The sequence below is a fragment of the Methylocystis sp. ATCC 49242 genome (genome assembly GCF_000188155.2).
GTDB lineage: Bacteria > Pseudomonadota > Alphaproteobacteria > Rhizobiales > Beijerinckiaceae > Methylocystis.
On record NZ_KE124774.1, the window covers coordinates 4,265,848 to 4,280,863 of the forward strand.

General features: G+C 64.6%; 13 protein-coding genes. 8 read left to right on the forward strand and 5 right to left on the reverse strand.

Annotated elements, in window-relative coordinates; all coding sequences use genetic code 11:
* The first annotated feature begins 97 nt into the window (after window positions 1–97).
* From MET49242_RS22785 to lexA, 3 genes are all read left to right on the forward strand, one after another.
* A complete protein-coding gene (locus MET49242_RS22785; RefSeq protein ID WP_036289314.1) occupies window positions 98–1,063 on the forward strand; it encodes an acetyl-CoA carboxylase carboxyltransferase subunit alpha in 966 nt (321 codons plus the stop codon).
* Between the two features lie 190 nt (window positions 1,064–1,253).
* Window positions 1,254–2,477 carry a murein L,D-transpeptidase family protein gene (locus MET49242_RS22790; RefSeq protein ID WP_051134431.1) on the forward strand — a complete coding sequence of 408 codons (1,224 nt, stop codon included), beginning with the start codon at window positions 1,254–1,256 and terminating at the stop codon, window positions 2,475–2,477.
* Window positions 2,478–2,642: 165 nt separating this feature from the next.
* Window positions 2,643–3,356: a transcriptional repressor LexA gene (lexA, locus tag MET49242_RS22795; RefSeq protein ID WP_036286409.1), complete on the forward strand. Its 714-nt coding sequence runs from the start codon at window positions 2,643–2,645 to the stop codon at window positions 3,354–3,356.
* Between the two features lie 125 nt (window positions 3,357–3,481).
* Here the strand turns inward: lexA and MET49242_RS22800 are convergent, their stop codons facing one another.
* Both MET49242_RS22800 and MET49242_RS22805 read right to left on the reverse strand, forming a co-directional pair.
* Window positions 3,482–5,755 (reverse strand): ComEC/Rec2 family competence protein, encoded by a 2,274-nt coding sequence (locus MET49242_RS22800; protein WP_036289321.1) that lies wholly within the window; start codon window positions 5,753–5,755, stop codon window positions 3,482–3,484.
* 218 nt (window positions 5,756–5,973) lie between these two features.
* Window positions 5,974–6,183, reverse strand: coding sequence for a hypothetical protein (locus tag MET49242_RS22805; RefSeq protein ID WP_036286412.1), 210 nt, complete (start codon window positions 6,181–6,183; stop codon window positions 5,974–5,976).
* A 131-nt stretch (window positions 6,184–6,314) separates the two neighbouring features.
* Between MET49242_RS22805 and MET49242_RS22810 the strand changes: the two genes are divergently transcribed.
* Window positions 6,315–7,406 (forward strand): DUF2336 domain-containing protein, encoded by a 1,092-nt coding sequence (locus tag MET49242_RS22810; protein ID WP_244430878.1) that lies wholly within the window; start codon window positions 6,315–6,317, stop codon window positions 7,404–7,406.
* Between the two features lie 3 nt (window positions 7,407–7,409).
* On the opposite strand, the gene MET49242_RS22815 is transcribed toward MET49242_RS22810, so the two are convergent.
* From MET49242_RS22815 to MET49242_RS22825, 3 genes are read right to left on the reverse strand one after another with little or no spacing between them, the layout of a single operon-like run.
* The gene (locus tag MET49242_RS22815) at window positions 7,410–7,751 is read right to left on the reverse strand and encodes a DUF1491 family protein (protein ID WP_036286420.1); all 342 of its coding nucleotides are present in this window, start codon (window positions 7,749–7,751) and stop codon (window positions 7,410–7,412) included.
* Between the two features lie 49 nt (window positions 7,752–7,800).
* Entirely contained in the window at window positions 7,801–8,517 is a 717-nt protein-coding gene (locus MET49242_RS22820) for a peptidoglycan-binding protein (RefSeq protein WP_036286422.1), read from the reverse strand.
* Window positions 8,510–10,381, reverse strand: coding sequence for an ATP-binding protein (locus MET49242_RS22825; protein WP_036286424.1), 1,872 nt, complete (start codon window positions 10,379–10,381; stop codon window positions 8,510–8,512). Before MET49242_RS22825 ends, MET49242_RS22820 begins: the two co-directional genes overlap by 8 nt.
* Before the next feature lie 229 nt (window positions 10,382–10,610).
* On the opposite strand from MET49242_RS22825, the gene MET49242_RS22830 reads away from it, so the two are divergent.
* The 4 genes from MET49242_RS22830 to MET49242_RS22845 all read left to right on the forward strand — a co-directional run bounded on the left by MET49242_RS22830 (window position 10,611) and on the right by MET49242_RS22845 (window position 14,966).
* Window positions 10,611–10,886 carry a hypothetical protein gene (locus MET49242_RS22830; RefSeq protein WP_036286426.1) on the forward strand — a complete coding sequence of 92 codons (276 nt, stop codon included), beginning with the start codon at window positions 10,611–10,613 and terminating at the stop codon, window positions 10,884–10,886.
* 197 nt (window positions 10,887–11,083) lie between these two features.
* Window positions 11,084–11,743, forward strand: coding sequence for a hypothetical protein (locus MET49242_RS22835; protein ID WP_036289323.1), 660 nt, complete (start codon window positions 11,084–11,086; stop codon window positions 11,741–11,743).
* 117 nt (window positions 11,744–11,860) lie between these two features.
* Window positions 11,861–13,666, forward strand: a complete 1,806-nt coding sequence (gene lepA / locus MET49242_RS22840; protein ID WP_036286434.1) for a translation elongation factor 4 — start codon at window positions 11,861–11,863, stop codon at window positions 13,664–13,666.
* A 34-nt stretch (window positions 13,667–13,700) separates the two neighbouring features.
* Window positions 13,701–14,966 (forward strand): hypothetical protein, encoded by a 1,266-nt coding sequence (locus MET49242_RS22845; protein ID WP_036286437.1) that lies wholly within the window; start codon window positions 13,701–13,703, stop codon window positions 14,964–14,966.
* The last annotated feature ends 50 nt before the right edge of the window (window positions 14,967–15,016 follow it).

Below are 15,016 nucleotides of genomic sequence, written 5' to 3' on the forward strand. Positions count from 1 at the left end.
CGTCTTCCTTGACTTCGGCGCCGGTTGCGGCGAGTTTGCGCGCGCCCGAGAGGCCGCCGGGCGCTGGTCGAATCTTGCAGGAAACATCGTCGCCCCCATGCGCTCTTATCTCGACTTCGAAAAGCCCGTCGCGGAACTGGAAACCAAGGTCGAGGAACTGCGCGCGCTGGCCGAGAAAGGCGAGGGCGTCTCGATCTCGGAGGAGCTGACGAAGCTGGAGGCCAAGGCGTCCAAGGCGCTGGCCGACCTCTACGCGAGCCTCACCCCCTGGCAGAAAATTCAGGTCGCGCGTCATCCGCAGCGCCCGCATTTCTCCGACTATGTGAAGCAGCTCGTCACGGAATTCACGCCGCTCGCCGGCGACCGCTTCTTCGGCGAGGACGCCGCCATCGTCGGCGGCTTCGGGCGCTTCAACGGCGAGCCCATCTGCATCATCGGGCAGGAGAAGGGCTCGGACACCGCGAGCCGTCTGCACCATAATTTCGGCATGGCGCGACCCGAGGGCTACCGCAAGGCGGTGCGCCTCATGGAGCTCGCCGACCGCTTCGGCCTGCCGGTGGTCTCGCTGGTCGATACGGCCGGCGCCTTTCCGGGCATCGACGCCGAGGAGCGTGGGCAGGCGGAAGCCATCGCCCGATCGACCGACGCCTCGCTGTCGCTGGGCGTGCCCAATGTCGCGGTCGTGGTGGGCGAGGGCGGCTCCGGCGGCGCCATCGCAATCGCCGCCGCCAACAAGGTGCTGATGCTGGAGCACGCGGTCTACACCGTCGCCTCCCCGGAGGCCTCGGCCTCCATCCTGTGGCGTGATTCGGCCAAGGCGCAGGACGCCGCGACCAGCATGAAGATCACGGCGCAGGATCTGCTCAAATTCGGCATCATCGACGTGATCGTCACCGAGCCCTCGGGCGGCGCTCATCGCGACCCCAGGGCGGCCATCGCCGCCGCGGGCGACGCGGTTTCCCTCGAATTGTCGCGTCTTACCAATCTTTCGCGCGAGCAGCTTCGCCACGCCCGGGCCGAGAAGTTCCTCGCCATGGGCCGAAAGATCGAGGAAAAGCGTTAAGGTAAATCCGGCAAATTTGCGGTTTTCACCATTCCGGATGGCGCCTCGGACACTTTCTCGTCCCAATGTTTGGTCTAAATGCGGGTCGGCGCGGAAGGTCAGCCGTCGCGCCGGGTAAGGATTGCGTTACGCGCAGGCGTGTAAAGGTTCTCGGACACGCGGGGGCGTCGCGCAAAGGGGAGCGGGTCGCATGAATTTCCAGGGTTTCAAGCCGTTTGCGGTTGTTGCGGCCTTCGCCGCCTTCACGCTGGCGGCCTGCGAGGACGGGGGCTTTTCGCACCGCTCGCTCGCGCCCATTCCGCCGGAGACCGTCGCGCTGATGGAGAAGGTCGGCACGACGAAGGAAGCGCCGATGCTCATCCGCGCCTACAAGAAAGAGGCGGAGCTCGAGATCTGGAAGATGCGGTCCGACGGCCGCTACGTCCATCTCAAAACCTTCCCCATGTGCCGCTGGTCGGGCCAGCTCGGCCCCAAGACGCGCGAGGGCGACCGCCAGGTGCCGGAGGGCTTCTATTCGATCACGCCGGCGCAGATGAACCCGAATTCGGCCTATTACCTGTCCTTCAACGTCGGCTACCCGAACCAGCTCGACCGCGCGCTGGGGCATAGCGGCGGGACCATCATGGTGCATGGCGCCTGCTCGTCGGCCGGCTGCTTCTCCATGACCGACAAGCAGATCGCGGAAATCTACGCGATTGCCCGCTCCTCCTTCGGCGGCGGCCAGCGCGCAATCCAGATGCAGTCCTATCCCTTCAAGATGACGGCCGAAAATCTGGCCAAGCACCGGCTTGACCCGAACATCGGCTTCTGGAAGAACCTGAAGGAAGGCAATGATCACTTCGAGGTGACGAAAGAGGAGCCGCAGGTCGCTTTCTGCGGCCGTCATTATGTCTTCAACGCCACGCCCGCGGGACATATGGACGCGGCCTCGGCCTGTCCGCCCCTGAAGCACAATCCGGAGATCGCGGCCCAGGTCGCCGAAAAGGCGGCCAAGGATGACACCAAGGTGGCCGAACTCGCCGAAAGCGGCGTGAAGCCGGTTCGCGTCGTCTATCAGGACGGCGGTCAGAACCCGGCCTTCGCCTCGCGCGTCGCCGAGGTGAGCCGCCCCGAGGCGATCGCCCCGCCAGTCGAAATCGCGCTGGAGGAAAAACCGGCCCGCGGCGCCGGCAAGGCCGCGACGCAGCTCGCCGCCAAATCGCCCGTCGTGACGGTCGCTGCCGCCAAGGCCGCCGCCGAGAGCCGGGAGGCGGAGGCGCCGCATCCGGTGGCGCAGGCCTTCGCGCCCGACGACCGCCGCGAGATGCAGGCGCTCGCCAGCGACGACAGCCCGACGAGCTCGATCAAGAAAGCGGCTCCCCGGAAGCCCGGCGCCCCCGATCCGGCGACAAAGAACAAAGCCGCCGCCCATTAGAGCGGCGGCGCCTCCGCGCTAGCTCCAGTTAACAGCCCCCTGACATAAGGCTTGCGGAACGCACCGGGAACGCATATGAATCGTTCATGATTTGTTTTTGAGCGATTCAGGCTCCCCTGCGGGTCTGTGTCGACGCTACGGCGCGAGTTCAGGGGCCAACTTTCGATGCTGACAAAGAAGCAAAGCGACCTTCTGCGCTTCATACATGAACGCCTGAAGGAGTCCGGCGTGCCGCCGTCCTTCGACGAGATGAAGGATGCGCTCGATCTGAGATCGAAGTCGGGGATTCACCGATTGATCCTCGCGCTAGAGGAGCGGGGCTTCATCCGCCGTCTTCCCAATCGCGCCCGCGCGCTCGAGGTGCTGCGCCTGCCTGAATCAGCGACGCCGCGCGGCGGCGGAGGGTCGCGGGGCGGAAAATTCTCGCCGGCTGTCATCGAGGGCAATCTCGGCCGTGTGCGGCCGCTGCACGAGCGGCGGGAGGAGGAGACCGGGCAGAATGTGGCGATTCCGGTCATGGGCCGCATCGCCGCCGGCACGCCGATCTCCGCGATCCAGAGCCGCAGCCACACCATCAGCCTGCCGCCCGACCTTCTGACCAGCGGCGAGCATTACGCGCTGGAAGTGCGTGGCGACTCCATGATCGAGGCCGGCATCCTCGACGGCGACACGGTCGTCATCAAGAAGCAGGACAACGCCGACACCGGCGACATCGTGGTGGCTCTCATCGACGACGAGGAGGCGACGTTGAAGCGTCTGCGCAAACGCGGCGCCTCGATTGCGCTCGAAGCGGCCAATCCGGCTTATGAAACGCGCATCTTCGGGCCGGATCGCGTGCGTATTCAGGGGAAGCTCGTGAGCCTCCTGAGGAAATACTGATTGGCCCGCATTCGCCCCATGCCCGCGCATGGCGAATGGGGGCGCGGCGGGCGTCCCGGGGCCGGAGCGAAGCTTCCTCCAGTCCGCAGCGCCTTGAAGCAGGGGCGATGCAAAAAAAGCCGCGGTCAGTCGTCCAGCGGCTCCGCCGCCTGAGCGTCGTCATTGTCGCTTTCAATTTCAGAGGCCTCGGGCGTGGTGATCCGGCCGCGCCTTTCCTGCGGGGCCTGCGACCACGGCCGATCCTCGTCGACGCCGCGCGCTCTCGTCCATTCGATCTTCTCGCCCTTCAGTCGCAAGGAAATCGCGCCCGTTTCCACAAGCTTGCGACGATCTATGACGATCGGCGCGGCGCAACCTTCGGGCGCATGAAGCGGCGTGACGATGATCGCCGCGCGCGCGCAGTCTTCCAGAAAGGCGCCGCGCTCATTCACAAGGGCGACGATGCGCCCGTCGAACAGTCTTCCAACGCATCCCAGATCGTCGCAGGCGACGCCAGCTCCGGCGTCTGCGGCCGCGCGGGAATCCGCGTCGGCGCGCAACCATTGTTCGGACGCGAAGACGCTCGGTCTTTTGCCCAGAAGGGCGATTTCGCCGGAGGCGGCACGGAAGGCCGCCGAGTCGCCCGTCGGCGGAACGGCGAGATCGAAACCCGTTCCGTTTTTCGCGCCGAGCAGGCCGACGAGCGCCAGAGGTATCGCGGTCGCCCGGAGCGACCACGTCCGCCATAGCACCGCCGACAGAACGGCAAGCGCGAGAAAGACGATCGCCCAGGGCGCAAAAGCCTTCACATGCAGGCTCGCCCCCGGCGCGCTCGCGATCAGCCCCGCGAGATAGATGACGAGATCGATCCCGATCTTCAGATAGCGCCAGACGAAGCCGTCGAGGCCGAAAGGATAGAGGACCGCGCCGATCAGCGCGCAAGGCACGGCGAAAAATTCGATGATCGCCAGGGTCAGCGGATTTCCGACCAGCACATATGGACTGAGCTCGTGGAAATCATTGGCCATGAAGGAGGCGGTGGCGGAGGTGGCGCAAAGGGTCGCGAGAAGCGCCGCGCCCGGTCCGTGCACCAATCGCTCGACCAGGGCTTCGCGCAGTTCCGCAAGTCGCCCGCGCATGCTCGGGCCGACAGGGCGCGCGCGGCTTCGTCCGAGATAATCGCCGCGCCATTCATAGACCGCGATCAGCGCCGCGACGGCGGCGAAGGAAAGTTGAAAACTCGCGCCGAGCAGCGCCTCCGGCTCGAAGGCGATGATGAAAAAGGCGGCGAGCGCAAGATTGCGCATGGAGAGCGACGCGCGGTCGAACAACACGGCGACGAGCATGATGAGCGTCATGACCAGCGCGCGCTCCGTGCCGACGCGCGAACCCGTCGCGATGTCGTAGAGAATGGCGCCGAGGATAGCGAGCCCGGCCGCCCATTTCTTGATCGGGTAGTTGAGCGCCAGCGTCTGCGACATTGCGAGGAGGCGCCGGAAACCGACGAAGAAAATGCCGGCGACGAGCGTCATCTGCATGCCAGAGATGGTGATGATGTGAAAGATGCCGGCCCGGCGTATGAGGTCTTTCGCGTTACCGGAAAGGAAATCGCGCTTGCCTGTCACCATGGCGGCCGCGATGGCGCCCGCGTCGCCGTCGATCGTGCGATAGACGCGCAGGGCGAGCGCATTTCGCGCGCGATCGATGGCGGCGAAAAAGCGTAGCGAAATTGGCGCCGGATCGGGCGGCGGCATGACCTCGATGCGGCCGAGCGCGTTCCCGACGCCGCCGAGCCGCGCGAAATAGGCGTCGCGCGCGAAATCATAGCCGCCGGGCAGCGCCGCGCGGGCAGGGGGCATGAGCCGGGCTTTCAACGCGACGAAATCTCCCGCCGAGAAAGACGGATCGCCGCGCGTGGTGAGGCGTACGCGCGCCGGCGCGACTTCGCCCGGCAGACCTTCTGCGCTTGCGACGCGCAGGATGAAGCGGGCGCCGGACCGCCGCGGGTCGAGCTCTTCCACGAAGCCGGTGAGTTCGCCGATCCCGACGCGCGGGATGATCGGCGCGGCGACGCGCGCGGTCCGCCACGCCGCGGAGGTGAAGCCGGCGGCGACGAAGGCGAGCGCCACGAATAATGCGCGCGCCCGCGCATGGCGGCGAGCGATGAGAGCGAACGCCGCGGCGGCGCCCAGGACTGCGAAGCAAAGCGGCAGCGGCGGTTCGCGCTCCGCGGTGAAATACAGCACGACGCCCGCGCCGGCGGCGACGACGAGCCAGAGGAACGGCCGTCGCAGCGCGGCCTCTTCCGCAAGCGCCGCGCGCAGCGCCTCGCCGATCCGATGCGCACGCGGGGCGAGCCAAAGGGCGACGGCGCCGCCGCCGCGACGCTCCCCTTCCGCCACGCGCGAGGCTTCTCTCACCGCCCGCTCCAAATCGCCAAAAGGTAAAGCTGGAGCTTAACTTGGTTTCTCGCGCCTGTCTCGCCTCGCTGCGAGGCGTTCACAGGCGGCGCTCTCTATCCGCCGGGTTCCGGCGGGGGCGGGGAGCGAAAGCTTACGGGAAATCTTCGAGGAACGGCCTGCGGCGTTCTACAACGGCCGATCCAACCGTGGTCAGCAGGCGCAGATCTCTGTCGACGTCATGCGCGGGCGCGGTTCTTGCGCTTCTTGCCGCCTCTCGGCGTGTGGCCGAGATCGGGCGGCGACCAGCCTCCCGCGGCGTCGGGCGTCTCTTCCATGCGCATGTAGCGCACGCCGAGAAAGAACAGGATTTGCGCATCGCCATTGAAAGGCTCGGCGCGGTTCGGCGCGTCTTTGACGCGCGTTCGGAAGGCGATGACCTCCCCCATTTCAGCCTCTCCGCACTTGCTGCGGCCAAAAGTGAATCGACCGTTACTTGGCAATTAGGGAATGGTGAGGGTTAATGTTCCGTCAACGAAGAGCTGCTAATTTTAGCAGTGTGTGCTGCGTAAGAGTTTAAGTGAGTGGACAGCTTATGCTTTCCGACAAGAGACAGCGGCGAGCCGATGACGCGTCGATCCTGCAGGTGATCGTCGACCAGTTCGTCGAGCGTCCAGTCCATCCATTCAGCGATATCAAGCAATTTGAACGGCTTGCGCTCGGTCTGATCGACATTGTCGACGCTGGCGCGGTCGCCCGCGTGGCGCGGCCGTTGTGTTTCCATCCGGAGACTCCCCCTTCGATTTTTGCGCGCCTTCTCGACAAGGGCGGCCCTTGCGCCGAGCTTGCGCTGGAATATGCGCCGGCGCTGCCGCGCGCCGAAACGGCGGTCCTCGCCGCCCGGTGCCCGACGGGATTCGCCCTCGCCCTCTCGCGCCGTCGCGATCTCGACCGCGAAATCATCGCCGCGCTGATGTCTCGCAACGAACCCCGGGTGTTGCGCGCGCTCGCCGGCAATCTCGCGGCGCATTTCGAATCCGCCGCGCGCCGCGTTCTGGCGCAGGCCGCGCGCGACGATGTGAGGCTGGCGCGCCTGCTGCTCGATCGCGACGATCTGGAAATCGATCCCGGACCGCTATTTCTCGCCGCGACGCGCCTCGAACGCACGGCGATCATCCTCAACGCCTGCCGCAAGGTTCTCGCCAGCGGCTATGCGGAGCCGCGCCGCGCCGATCCGGACTTCGTCGCGAGGCTGGAGGACGCCGCCCTGCGCAGGGATCGCGAGGAAATGGCCGCGCTGGTCGCGAGTGCGCTCGATTGCCGGAAGGATCGGGCGCTGGCGGCGCTGACGGATTCGCTGGGCGAGGCGCTGGCCCTGACGCTCGTCGCGCTCGGCGTCGATACGGAGGCGGCGACGCGTATCTTCCTTTGCGCCGACGCGCCGATCGCTCACGACGTCGATCGCGTGCGCGCGCTCCTGCGGCTCATGCGCTCGACGCCGCAACGCGCGGCGGCGCAAATCGTTACGGCGATCACCGGCGCGGCGCGGACGGAGAAGGAGCCCGCGCGTCGGAATGGTTCGCGCGAGGAAGCCGTGACGGCTCCCGGCTGGCGACGGAGTTTGCCGCGCCAGAACGGCGTCGCCGCGCGCAAACTCGATCAGTCGGCGTAAGGGTCAGGCCGCGAGGTCGACGAAGACGCGCCCCTCGCGGTCCTCGATCTCGACGATCCATAAATCGGGATCGAACATGATTTCGCGCTTCAGCCGCGCTTCAGCCTCGGCGGGGTCGAGCCATTCGCTGGCGTGGGCGCGCGCGAACAGCCGGTCGACGCCGGCGGGCGTTTCCTCGCTCTGTGGCGCAGGTCCGTAGATTGCCGTGCGACCGTCGAGTCGATCGAGCTTGATGAAAAGGGCGCCCGCTTCCGCCGCGCCGCGCCGGCGCAACATGGCGACGGCGCCTTGAGCTTCCGCGCGACGGATGAGGGCGGAAGCGAAAATATCCGATCTGAGCCGCATGGCTGACGATGTAGCGCGGACGTGCCCGCGCTACAAATGATCGCCTTGCTTACTGATGCGCGAGGCCGGAGCGGGTCGCGAGCTGGCGCATGACCTTGGGGCTGAGCTGGCCCTTCACCGGCAGGCCGCTGTCGCGCTCGAACTTTTCTATCGCCTGGCGGGTCGTGCCACCAAAGACGCCGTCCGCGCGCACCACGTAACCGAGCTTGAGAAGCGCGCGCTGCGCATAAAGCACGTTCTTGTCCGGACCGGCCTCCGCCTCCTTTTCCGCCGCGCCGCCGAGCAGCTGGCTGATCGGATCGCGCTTTTTCTCGATGGTCGTTTTGCTGACTTCGGTTTTCGCGACTTCGGCCTTCTCCGGCTTTGCGGCGTCCGTCCTGGTTCGCTCGACCTTCGCCGGCGGGCGCGGCGCCTCCGGCTTTGCGGCCTCGGCCTCGGCGCGCGTCGCGGCGATTTCCGTGGGCCGGACCGGCGGCTTCGGCGCCGCGGCCGTTTCTGTCTTCTCCGCGACGGGCAGATGCGTCGAGAAAAGCGGGGCCGGATGACGTCCGTCCTGGAAGAAGAGCGCGTTCATCGGCACGCCGACGGCCGCAAGGCCGCCGATGCCGAGAAGCAGCAGAACGCTCATCCGCTTGAGGCCGAAAACGCGCGACAGAACCGACGGGCGGTTTTTGTCGGCGCGCTTGGCGCTCGCGCGGCGCCTGGGGGCGGAGCGTTCCTCGGGAAGGGACTGGCGCCCTGAGGCGCTGAGCGAAGCGTCACGCAATTTTCTTCACCGTTTCCTTTTCGAAGCCCACGTCGCTGTTGTGACAGGCGCCGTGACGGGCGATGGTTTCGATTTTCGCCGAGGCGCCCCCGGCGCCGTTCTGCGCGCGGCAGTCGAGGGGCAGGCGCACCGTGACGGAGGTGCCCTTGCGCGGCGCGCTCTCCACGGTGATCGAGCCGCCGTGCAGGCCCACGAGGCCGCGCACCACCGAGAGGCCGAGACCCGTGCCTTCATGCGTGCGGTCATGCGACGCGCTCGCCTGGAAGAAGGGATCGCCGAGCCGCGCGAGATCGGCGGGGGCGATGCCGATGCCGCTGTCGATCACGGAGATGCCGAGGTGATTCCCCTCCGGAGCGAGACGGATCTTCACCTTGCCGTTGGCGGGGGTGAACTTCACCGCATTGGAGAGGAGATTGAGCAGGATCTGCTTGCAGGCGCGCTTGTCGGCGACGAGATCGTCGATGTCGCGGCGATAGTCGCGCAACAGCGTCACGGCGGACTGGTCGGCCTTCAGCTGCACCATGTCGCAGCATTGATCGATCAGCGCCGGCAACGAGAAGGGCTCCGGGAAAATCTGCATCGAACCCGACTCGATCTTCGACATGTCGAGGATCGTATTCACGACTTCGAGCAGGTGATGACCCGAATTGCTGATGATTTCCGCATATTCGCGCTGCTTGCCCGGATCGGTCGGCGCGAGTTCCGGATTTGCGAGCATTTCCGAAAAGCCGATGATCGCGTTGAGCGGCGTGCGCAGCTCGTGGCTGACGTTGGCGAGAAAGCGCGTCTTGCTCGCCGTGGCCCGTTCGCTCTCGGCGCGCGCCGCCGCGATGGCTTCCTCGGCGCGTTTCGCCGCGGTCACGTCGCGCAGGATGCAGACGACGGGAACGACGGTTTCGATATTTTCCTCAATTCCCGTTTCGAGATCGTCGGCGATCGGTTCGGCGCGGCACATGCGCGCGTCGAAATAATTGAACACCGGCTCCACATATTTGCCGGAGGCGGTCGCCGCGAGCGCAACCTGCACGCGCAGCACCGCCGTCGTCGGCCTGGCGCGGTCGAAGGCGTCGGAGACGAGCTTCAGAAAGGCGGGACGATCGGCGATATGGACGCGCTGGAAGAAGCCGCGTCCGATCAGATCGCGACGATCGAGACCATAGGTCTTGTGCGTGTCGCCGACGATGGTCGAGACGGCGCCGTTACGGTCGAGATGCAGCACGATGTCGCCGATCGCGTCCGTAAGCAGCCGCAGGTCGCGCGCGTTCTGCGCGTCGGAGCGCATGCGGACGTTTTCGGCGCGGATCGCGCAGATCGCGACCACGGCGATGTAGAGCAGAAGCGGCGCCGCGAGCATGGCGATGCTGGTCGAATGCTCGATCGATGTCAGCTCCGGGGATGGAAACCGCAAGCCGGCCGTGAGCGCGAGGACGTCCACGGTCGCCGCCTCGATGACGAAGACCATGACGATCTCCGGCGTCAGTGCGGCCTCTACAAGCGCAATCGTCAGAAGCGCGATCGAGATGATCTCATAGCCTTCGGTCAATCCGTGCACGGCCACGGCCATCGCGAGCCAGCCGAAGATCGAGAGGCTCTGCGCGAGACGCAACCTGCCGGTGCGCACGAGAACCACGATCGAGATCAGCGGTATCTGCGCGAGAAAGAAGATCAGGCTCTGCGACGGCGTCGGAACGCCATAGAAGAAGAGCCAGAAGGGCGTTCCCAACAGAACGCTGGCGGCGACCACGAGCCGGGCCAGGATGAATGACCGATGGCGGGCGGCTTCGAGTGGACGGCCGGCGACGCTCTCATGAACGAGATGCTCAACCCAAGACGGGCGCCAGTTATGATTGGCAACAATACGCAAATCATACGCTCCTGATTTGGTTTACTCTCGCAAGCCGTTCTTAAATGACTGCTAAGCGTGCGACCGCGCAGGCGCCTTGTTTTGAAATCGCGCGCGGCGTTTCATCTTCATGGTTTCTGGATGGTTGCCGCGTTTCGAGCGTTAAAGCGCCGCTTACATTTACGAAGGGTCAACCCAATCGTTACAAAACGCTGTTGTCCGCAGTTCTTGCGACGTCGGGAGACGCGCCTTGGTTTTTCTCGCCAAATGCCTGATCTGCATCGCGCTGGTCATGGCGGCGCTTCAGTGGCGGCCATTGACGGCGCCGGCGCCAACGCCAGCGCTTAGCGCGCGACCCGCCGGCGCGCCGCAGCCGCCGCGGCGTCCCCAACTGGACGAAGCCGCGCATTCTCTCGTGCAGGCCGGCGTGGACGCGCTGGCGACGACGGCGCGCGACAAATGTCTGGCGAATCCGCGCGAATGCGCCGCCACGCTGCAGCGCCTTCAGGCCCTGCGGGAGCGATGAGCCGTCGCAAGCGGCAATCCACGGGGACGTTTCGTGTTTTGCGAGGGCAAGCCGCAGATTTTTTGCCGAATCGCAAAATTGACTTTATTGAGGGAAACGGTTGGAAGGCGTTTAGAGGCCGAACCGCTACCGACGCACATCCGCGCAGCGCCTGCTGCGCGCGCCCCGGCAAATCCATTCTTCATCAGGAGGCGGTCATGTCCGACGATACCGTTTCGCAGCCCGAAGACACAGTTTCGCGCGCGGAGTTCGCCAATCTCCAGGAACAGCTGAAGACAGCGAGAGCAGAGCGTGACCGCCAGATATTCGAGAAATCGGAAATCGTCGCGAAGGCAAACGCCTGCTCGAAGGAGCGCGACGATCTGAAGGAGCAGCTCGCCTCAATCCTTACCGAGCGCGACAAGATCATCGGCGATGTCGTCGCCGATCACGACAAGATTGTCGCCGACATCACCTCCCAGCGCGATGGGCTCGCAATGGAAAAGGCGGCGCTCGCGGCGTCCCTCCAGGGTGCGACGCGCCGCGCCGAGGAAGCCTCCCGACGGGCCGATGAAGCCGCCGCCGAAATCCAGCGCCTGCGCGGCGTCATCGACGCCGCGCCGCCGAGCGACCTCGTCGCCGTGTTTTGGGCGCTCCTCTCCCAGAAGACCAAGGCGGCCGTCGCCTGGGTCCGCGGCAAGATCCCGGCGGACAGCCCGCTTCTGCCCTGGTTCGACAAGACGGTCGAGACCGTGACCAAGGTCGGCTGCATCGCCGTGACCCTCACGGTCGACTTTGTCCGATGGGCGACGCCGAAGGTCATCGACCTGTCGAAGCAGGGCATAGCCAAGGTCGAGGAAATGCTGGCCAAGAAATAGGCTCTCGCCCGTCTCCCGGCCGCCTGAAGCGGCGCGGGGCGCAGGTTGCGGGGAATGCGGGCGCGGTTGGTTAACCGCGCCCTTTCCTTTGGGGCCGGGCGCTGCTATCCGACGCCCATGAGCACCCACAAAATCGACAACATCCGCAATTTCTCGATCGTCGCCCACATCGACCACGGCAAATCGACTCTCGCCGACCGCCTGATTCAGGAGACCGGGACCCTCGCCGCCCGTGAGATGGTCGAGCAGGTGCTCGATTCGATGGACATCGAGCGCGAGCGCGGCATCACGATCAAGGCGCAGACCGTGCGTCTGAATTATCGCGCCAAGGACGGTCAGGATTACGTCCTCAATCTGATGGACACGCCCGGCCATGTCGACTTCGCCTATGAGGTCTCGCGCTCGCTGAAGGCCTGCGAGGGATCGCTGCTGGTGGTCGACGCCTCGCAGGGCGTCGAGGCGCAGACGCTGGCCAACGTCTATCAGGCGATCGACGCGGGGCACGAAATCGTGCCGGTCCTCAACAAGATCGACCTTCCGGCGGCCGAGCCCGACCGCATCAAGGAGCAGATCGAGGAGGTCATCGGCCTCGACGCCTCGGACGCCGTGCTGATTTCCGCCAAGACCGGAATCGGCATTCCGGACGTGCTGGAGGCCATCGTCACGCGCCTGCCGCCGCCTACGGGCGACGAGAAGGTGCCGCTGAAGGCGCTGCTGGTCGACAGCTGGTACGACGCCTATCTGGGCGTCGTGGTGCTGGTGCGCATTTTCGACGGCACGCTGAAGAAGGGCCAGAAAATCCAGATGATGGGCGCAGGCGCCCATTACGAGGTGGACAAGATCGGCGTCTTCCGTCCCAAGATGCAGGACGTGGCCCAACTCGGCCCCGGCGAGGTCGGCTTCATCACCGCCCAGATCAAGCAGGTGGCCGATACGCGCGTCGGCGACACGATCACCGACGAGCGCAGGCCCACGGCCGAGGCGCTGCCGGGCTTCAAGCCGGCGCAGCCGGTGGTCTTCTGCGGGCTCTTCCCGGTCGACGCCGCCGACTTCGAGGATTTGCGCGCCGCCATCGGCAAGCTGCGCCTGAACGACGCGAGTTTTTCCTATGAGATGGAGACATCGGCGGCGCTCGGCTTCGGTTTCCGCTGCGGCTTCCTCGGCCTGCTGCATCTCGAGATCATTCAGGAGCGTCTGCAGCGCGAATTCAATCTCGACCTCATCGCGACGGCGCCCTCCGTCGTCTACAAGATCACCCTGACGAACGGCGACGAGATCGAGCTGCACAACCCGGCCGACATGCCGGACGTGGTGAAGATCGACGAGATCAAGGAGCCGTGGATTCGCGCCACGATCCTCACGCCCGACGACTATCTCGGCTCGGTGCTGAAACTCTGTCAGGACCGGCGCGGCGTGCAAGTCGATCTCAATTACGTCGGCAAGCGCGCCATGGCGGTCTATGATCTGCCGCTCAACGAGGTCGTCTTCGACTTCTACGATCGCCTGAAGTCGATCTCGAAAGGCTATGCGTCGTTCGATTACCAGCTCACCGACTATCGCGCCGGCGATCTCGTCAAGATGAGCATTCTCGTCAACGCCGAGCCGGTGGACGCGCTATCCATGCTGGTGCATCGCACCCGCGCCGAGGGGCGCGGCCGCGCCATGTGCGAGAAGCTCAAGGAGTTGATCCCGCCGCACATGTTCCAGGTGCCGATTCAGGCGGCCATCGGCGGCAAGATCATCGCCCGCGAAACCGTGCGCGCCTTCCGCAAGGACGTGACGGCGAAATGCTATGGCGGCGACGCGACCCGCAAGCGCAAGCTTCTCGAAAAGCAGAAGGAAGGCAAGAAGAAGATGCGCCAGTTCGGCCGCGTGGAGATCCCGCAGGAGGCGTTCATCGCGGCGCTGAAGATGGAGGATTGATTCCATCTAAAGGGATCCGGGAAAAGGTTTGATCATGGAAAGATACCTTGAGCCTTCGCGCGACATCAGTGATCTAACCTTCCTGGATCTGGATTATCGTCGGCCGCTGTACAAGGAAGGATTCCCATTCGTCATATTCTGGTCAGAAAAGGCCGCCTGTACTGTTGTATCCAAATGGTTCTTTCTGCAACTCGGCCAGTTGGACGAGGCGCTCCGCTACAGCAAATGGATTCATAATTACGAAGCGCGCTTCATCCGGACGAACAAGGTGGAATATCTCGAGAGCGTTGTCGCCGCGCTTAAAGCCGGCGTGCCGGCGATAAAATTCGTTCGTGACCCATATGCTCGCGCTTACAGCGGCTATCTCGAAATGCAGCGGCCCGGCGCGCTGACCAATCCCACGAATTGGGCGACACAGGCCCGAAGGACGGTCATATCTGAGATCGCGACGCCAAACGCCAGCATTGAATATACATTCTCGTTCAGGCAGTATCTTCTGTGGCGCGCCACGAAAAGGAACAACGAGGTCGACGCGCATCTCGCGGAACAGTACGTGCCGCGTGACCGCTTCATCCGAATGCGGGCCGTGAAGATTGAAAATGCTCGGCTTGCATTTCAGCGGCTCGAGGAAGAATTCGATCTTCCAGTGCGTTCGGCCGAACACGACCATATTTTCTCGTCCGACCATCATCACGACAAGGGCGTCGGCTACTCCGCAGAGGAGATCGAGAAAATAATCGAGCTTGGCGTGCCTCTCAGGAGGCCACCCACCTTCCGCCTGCCCAAATTCGCCCGTGACATAGCGCTGCGGACAGGATTAGATGACTTGGTCAGGGTCTCTTTTGGTCGAGATATCGAGCTCTATGGCTATGGCCCTGCGACAGAGACTTTGGGCGACGCTCCACGGAACTCGGAGCGCGATTTTTTGCTAGCCGCCAACCTGTCTTTGGCGAGTGAGCGAAATCAGCTCCTGCTAGCCAACAGGCAATTGATTGTCGAGCGAGACCAGGCCGCTTTGGAGCTTGGACAGGCTGTCCGGCGGAATGCGCTTCGAAAGGAAAGGCTCGACAGTGTGCTCGCTCAGCCCGGCGTTTTCCGCCGTTGGATTCTCGACAACAACATTTTCGTCTTCAAACTCCTATTCGAAAAAATCGAGGTAATGCGTCTTACCAACCTGAATTTCGACACGCAGTATTATCTGGACTGCAATCCAGATGTGAAAAAAAGCGGCGTGCAACCCCTACTGCATTTTGTGCGTCATGGAAGGAGAGAGGGACGGCAATTTCGTCTCGAGGAATGAGAGGGGCTGCAGTCGGACCTTGTTGGGGGGAGCAGATCTCATATTCAAGA

Excerpts from the sequence above, each read along its gene's own strand:
- MET49242_RS22785 (WP_036289314.1), top strand. The coding sequence starts at position 98 with ATGCGCTCTTATCTCGACTTCGAAAAGCCCGTCGCGGAACTGGAAACC.
- MET49242_RS22790 (WP_051134431.1), top strand. The coding sequence starts at position 1,254 with ATGAATTTCCAGGGTTTCAAGCCGTTTGCGGTTGTTGCGGCCTTCGCC.
- lexA (WP_036286409.1), top strand. The coding sequence starts at position 2,643 with ATGCTGACAAAGAAGCAAAGCGACCTTCTGCGCTTCATACATGAACGC.
- MET49242_RS22805 (WP_036286412.1), bottom strand. The coding sequence starts at position 6,183 with ATGGGGGAGGTCATCGCCTTCCGAACGCGCGTCAAAGACGCGCCGAAC.
- MET49242_RS22815 (WP_036286420.1), bottom strand. The coding sequence starts at position 7,751 with ATGCGGCTCAGATCGGATATTTTCGCTTCCGCCCTCATCCGTCGCGCG.
- MET49242_RS22835 (WP_036289323.1), top strand. The coding sequence starts at position 11,084 with ATGTCCGACGATACCGTTTCGCAGCCCGAAGACACAGTTTCGCGCGCG.
- lepA (WP_036286434.1), top strand. The coding sequence starts at position 11,861 with ATGAGCACCCACAAAATCGACAACATCCGCAATTTCTCGATCGTCGCC.
- MET49242_RS22845 (WP_036286437.1), top strand. The coding sequence starts at position 13,701 with ATGGAAAGATACCTTGAGCCTTCGCGCGACATCAGTGATCTAACCTTC.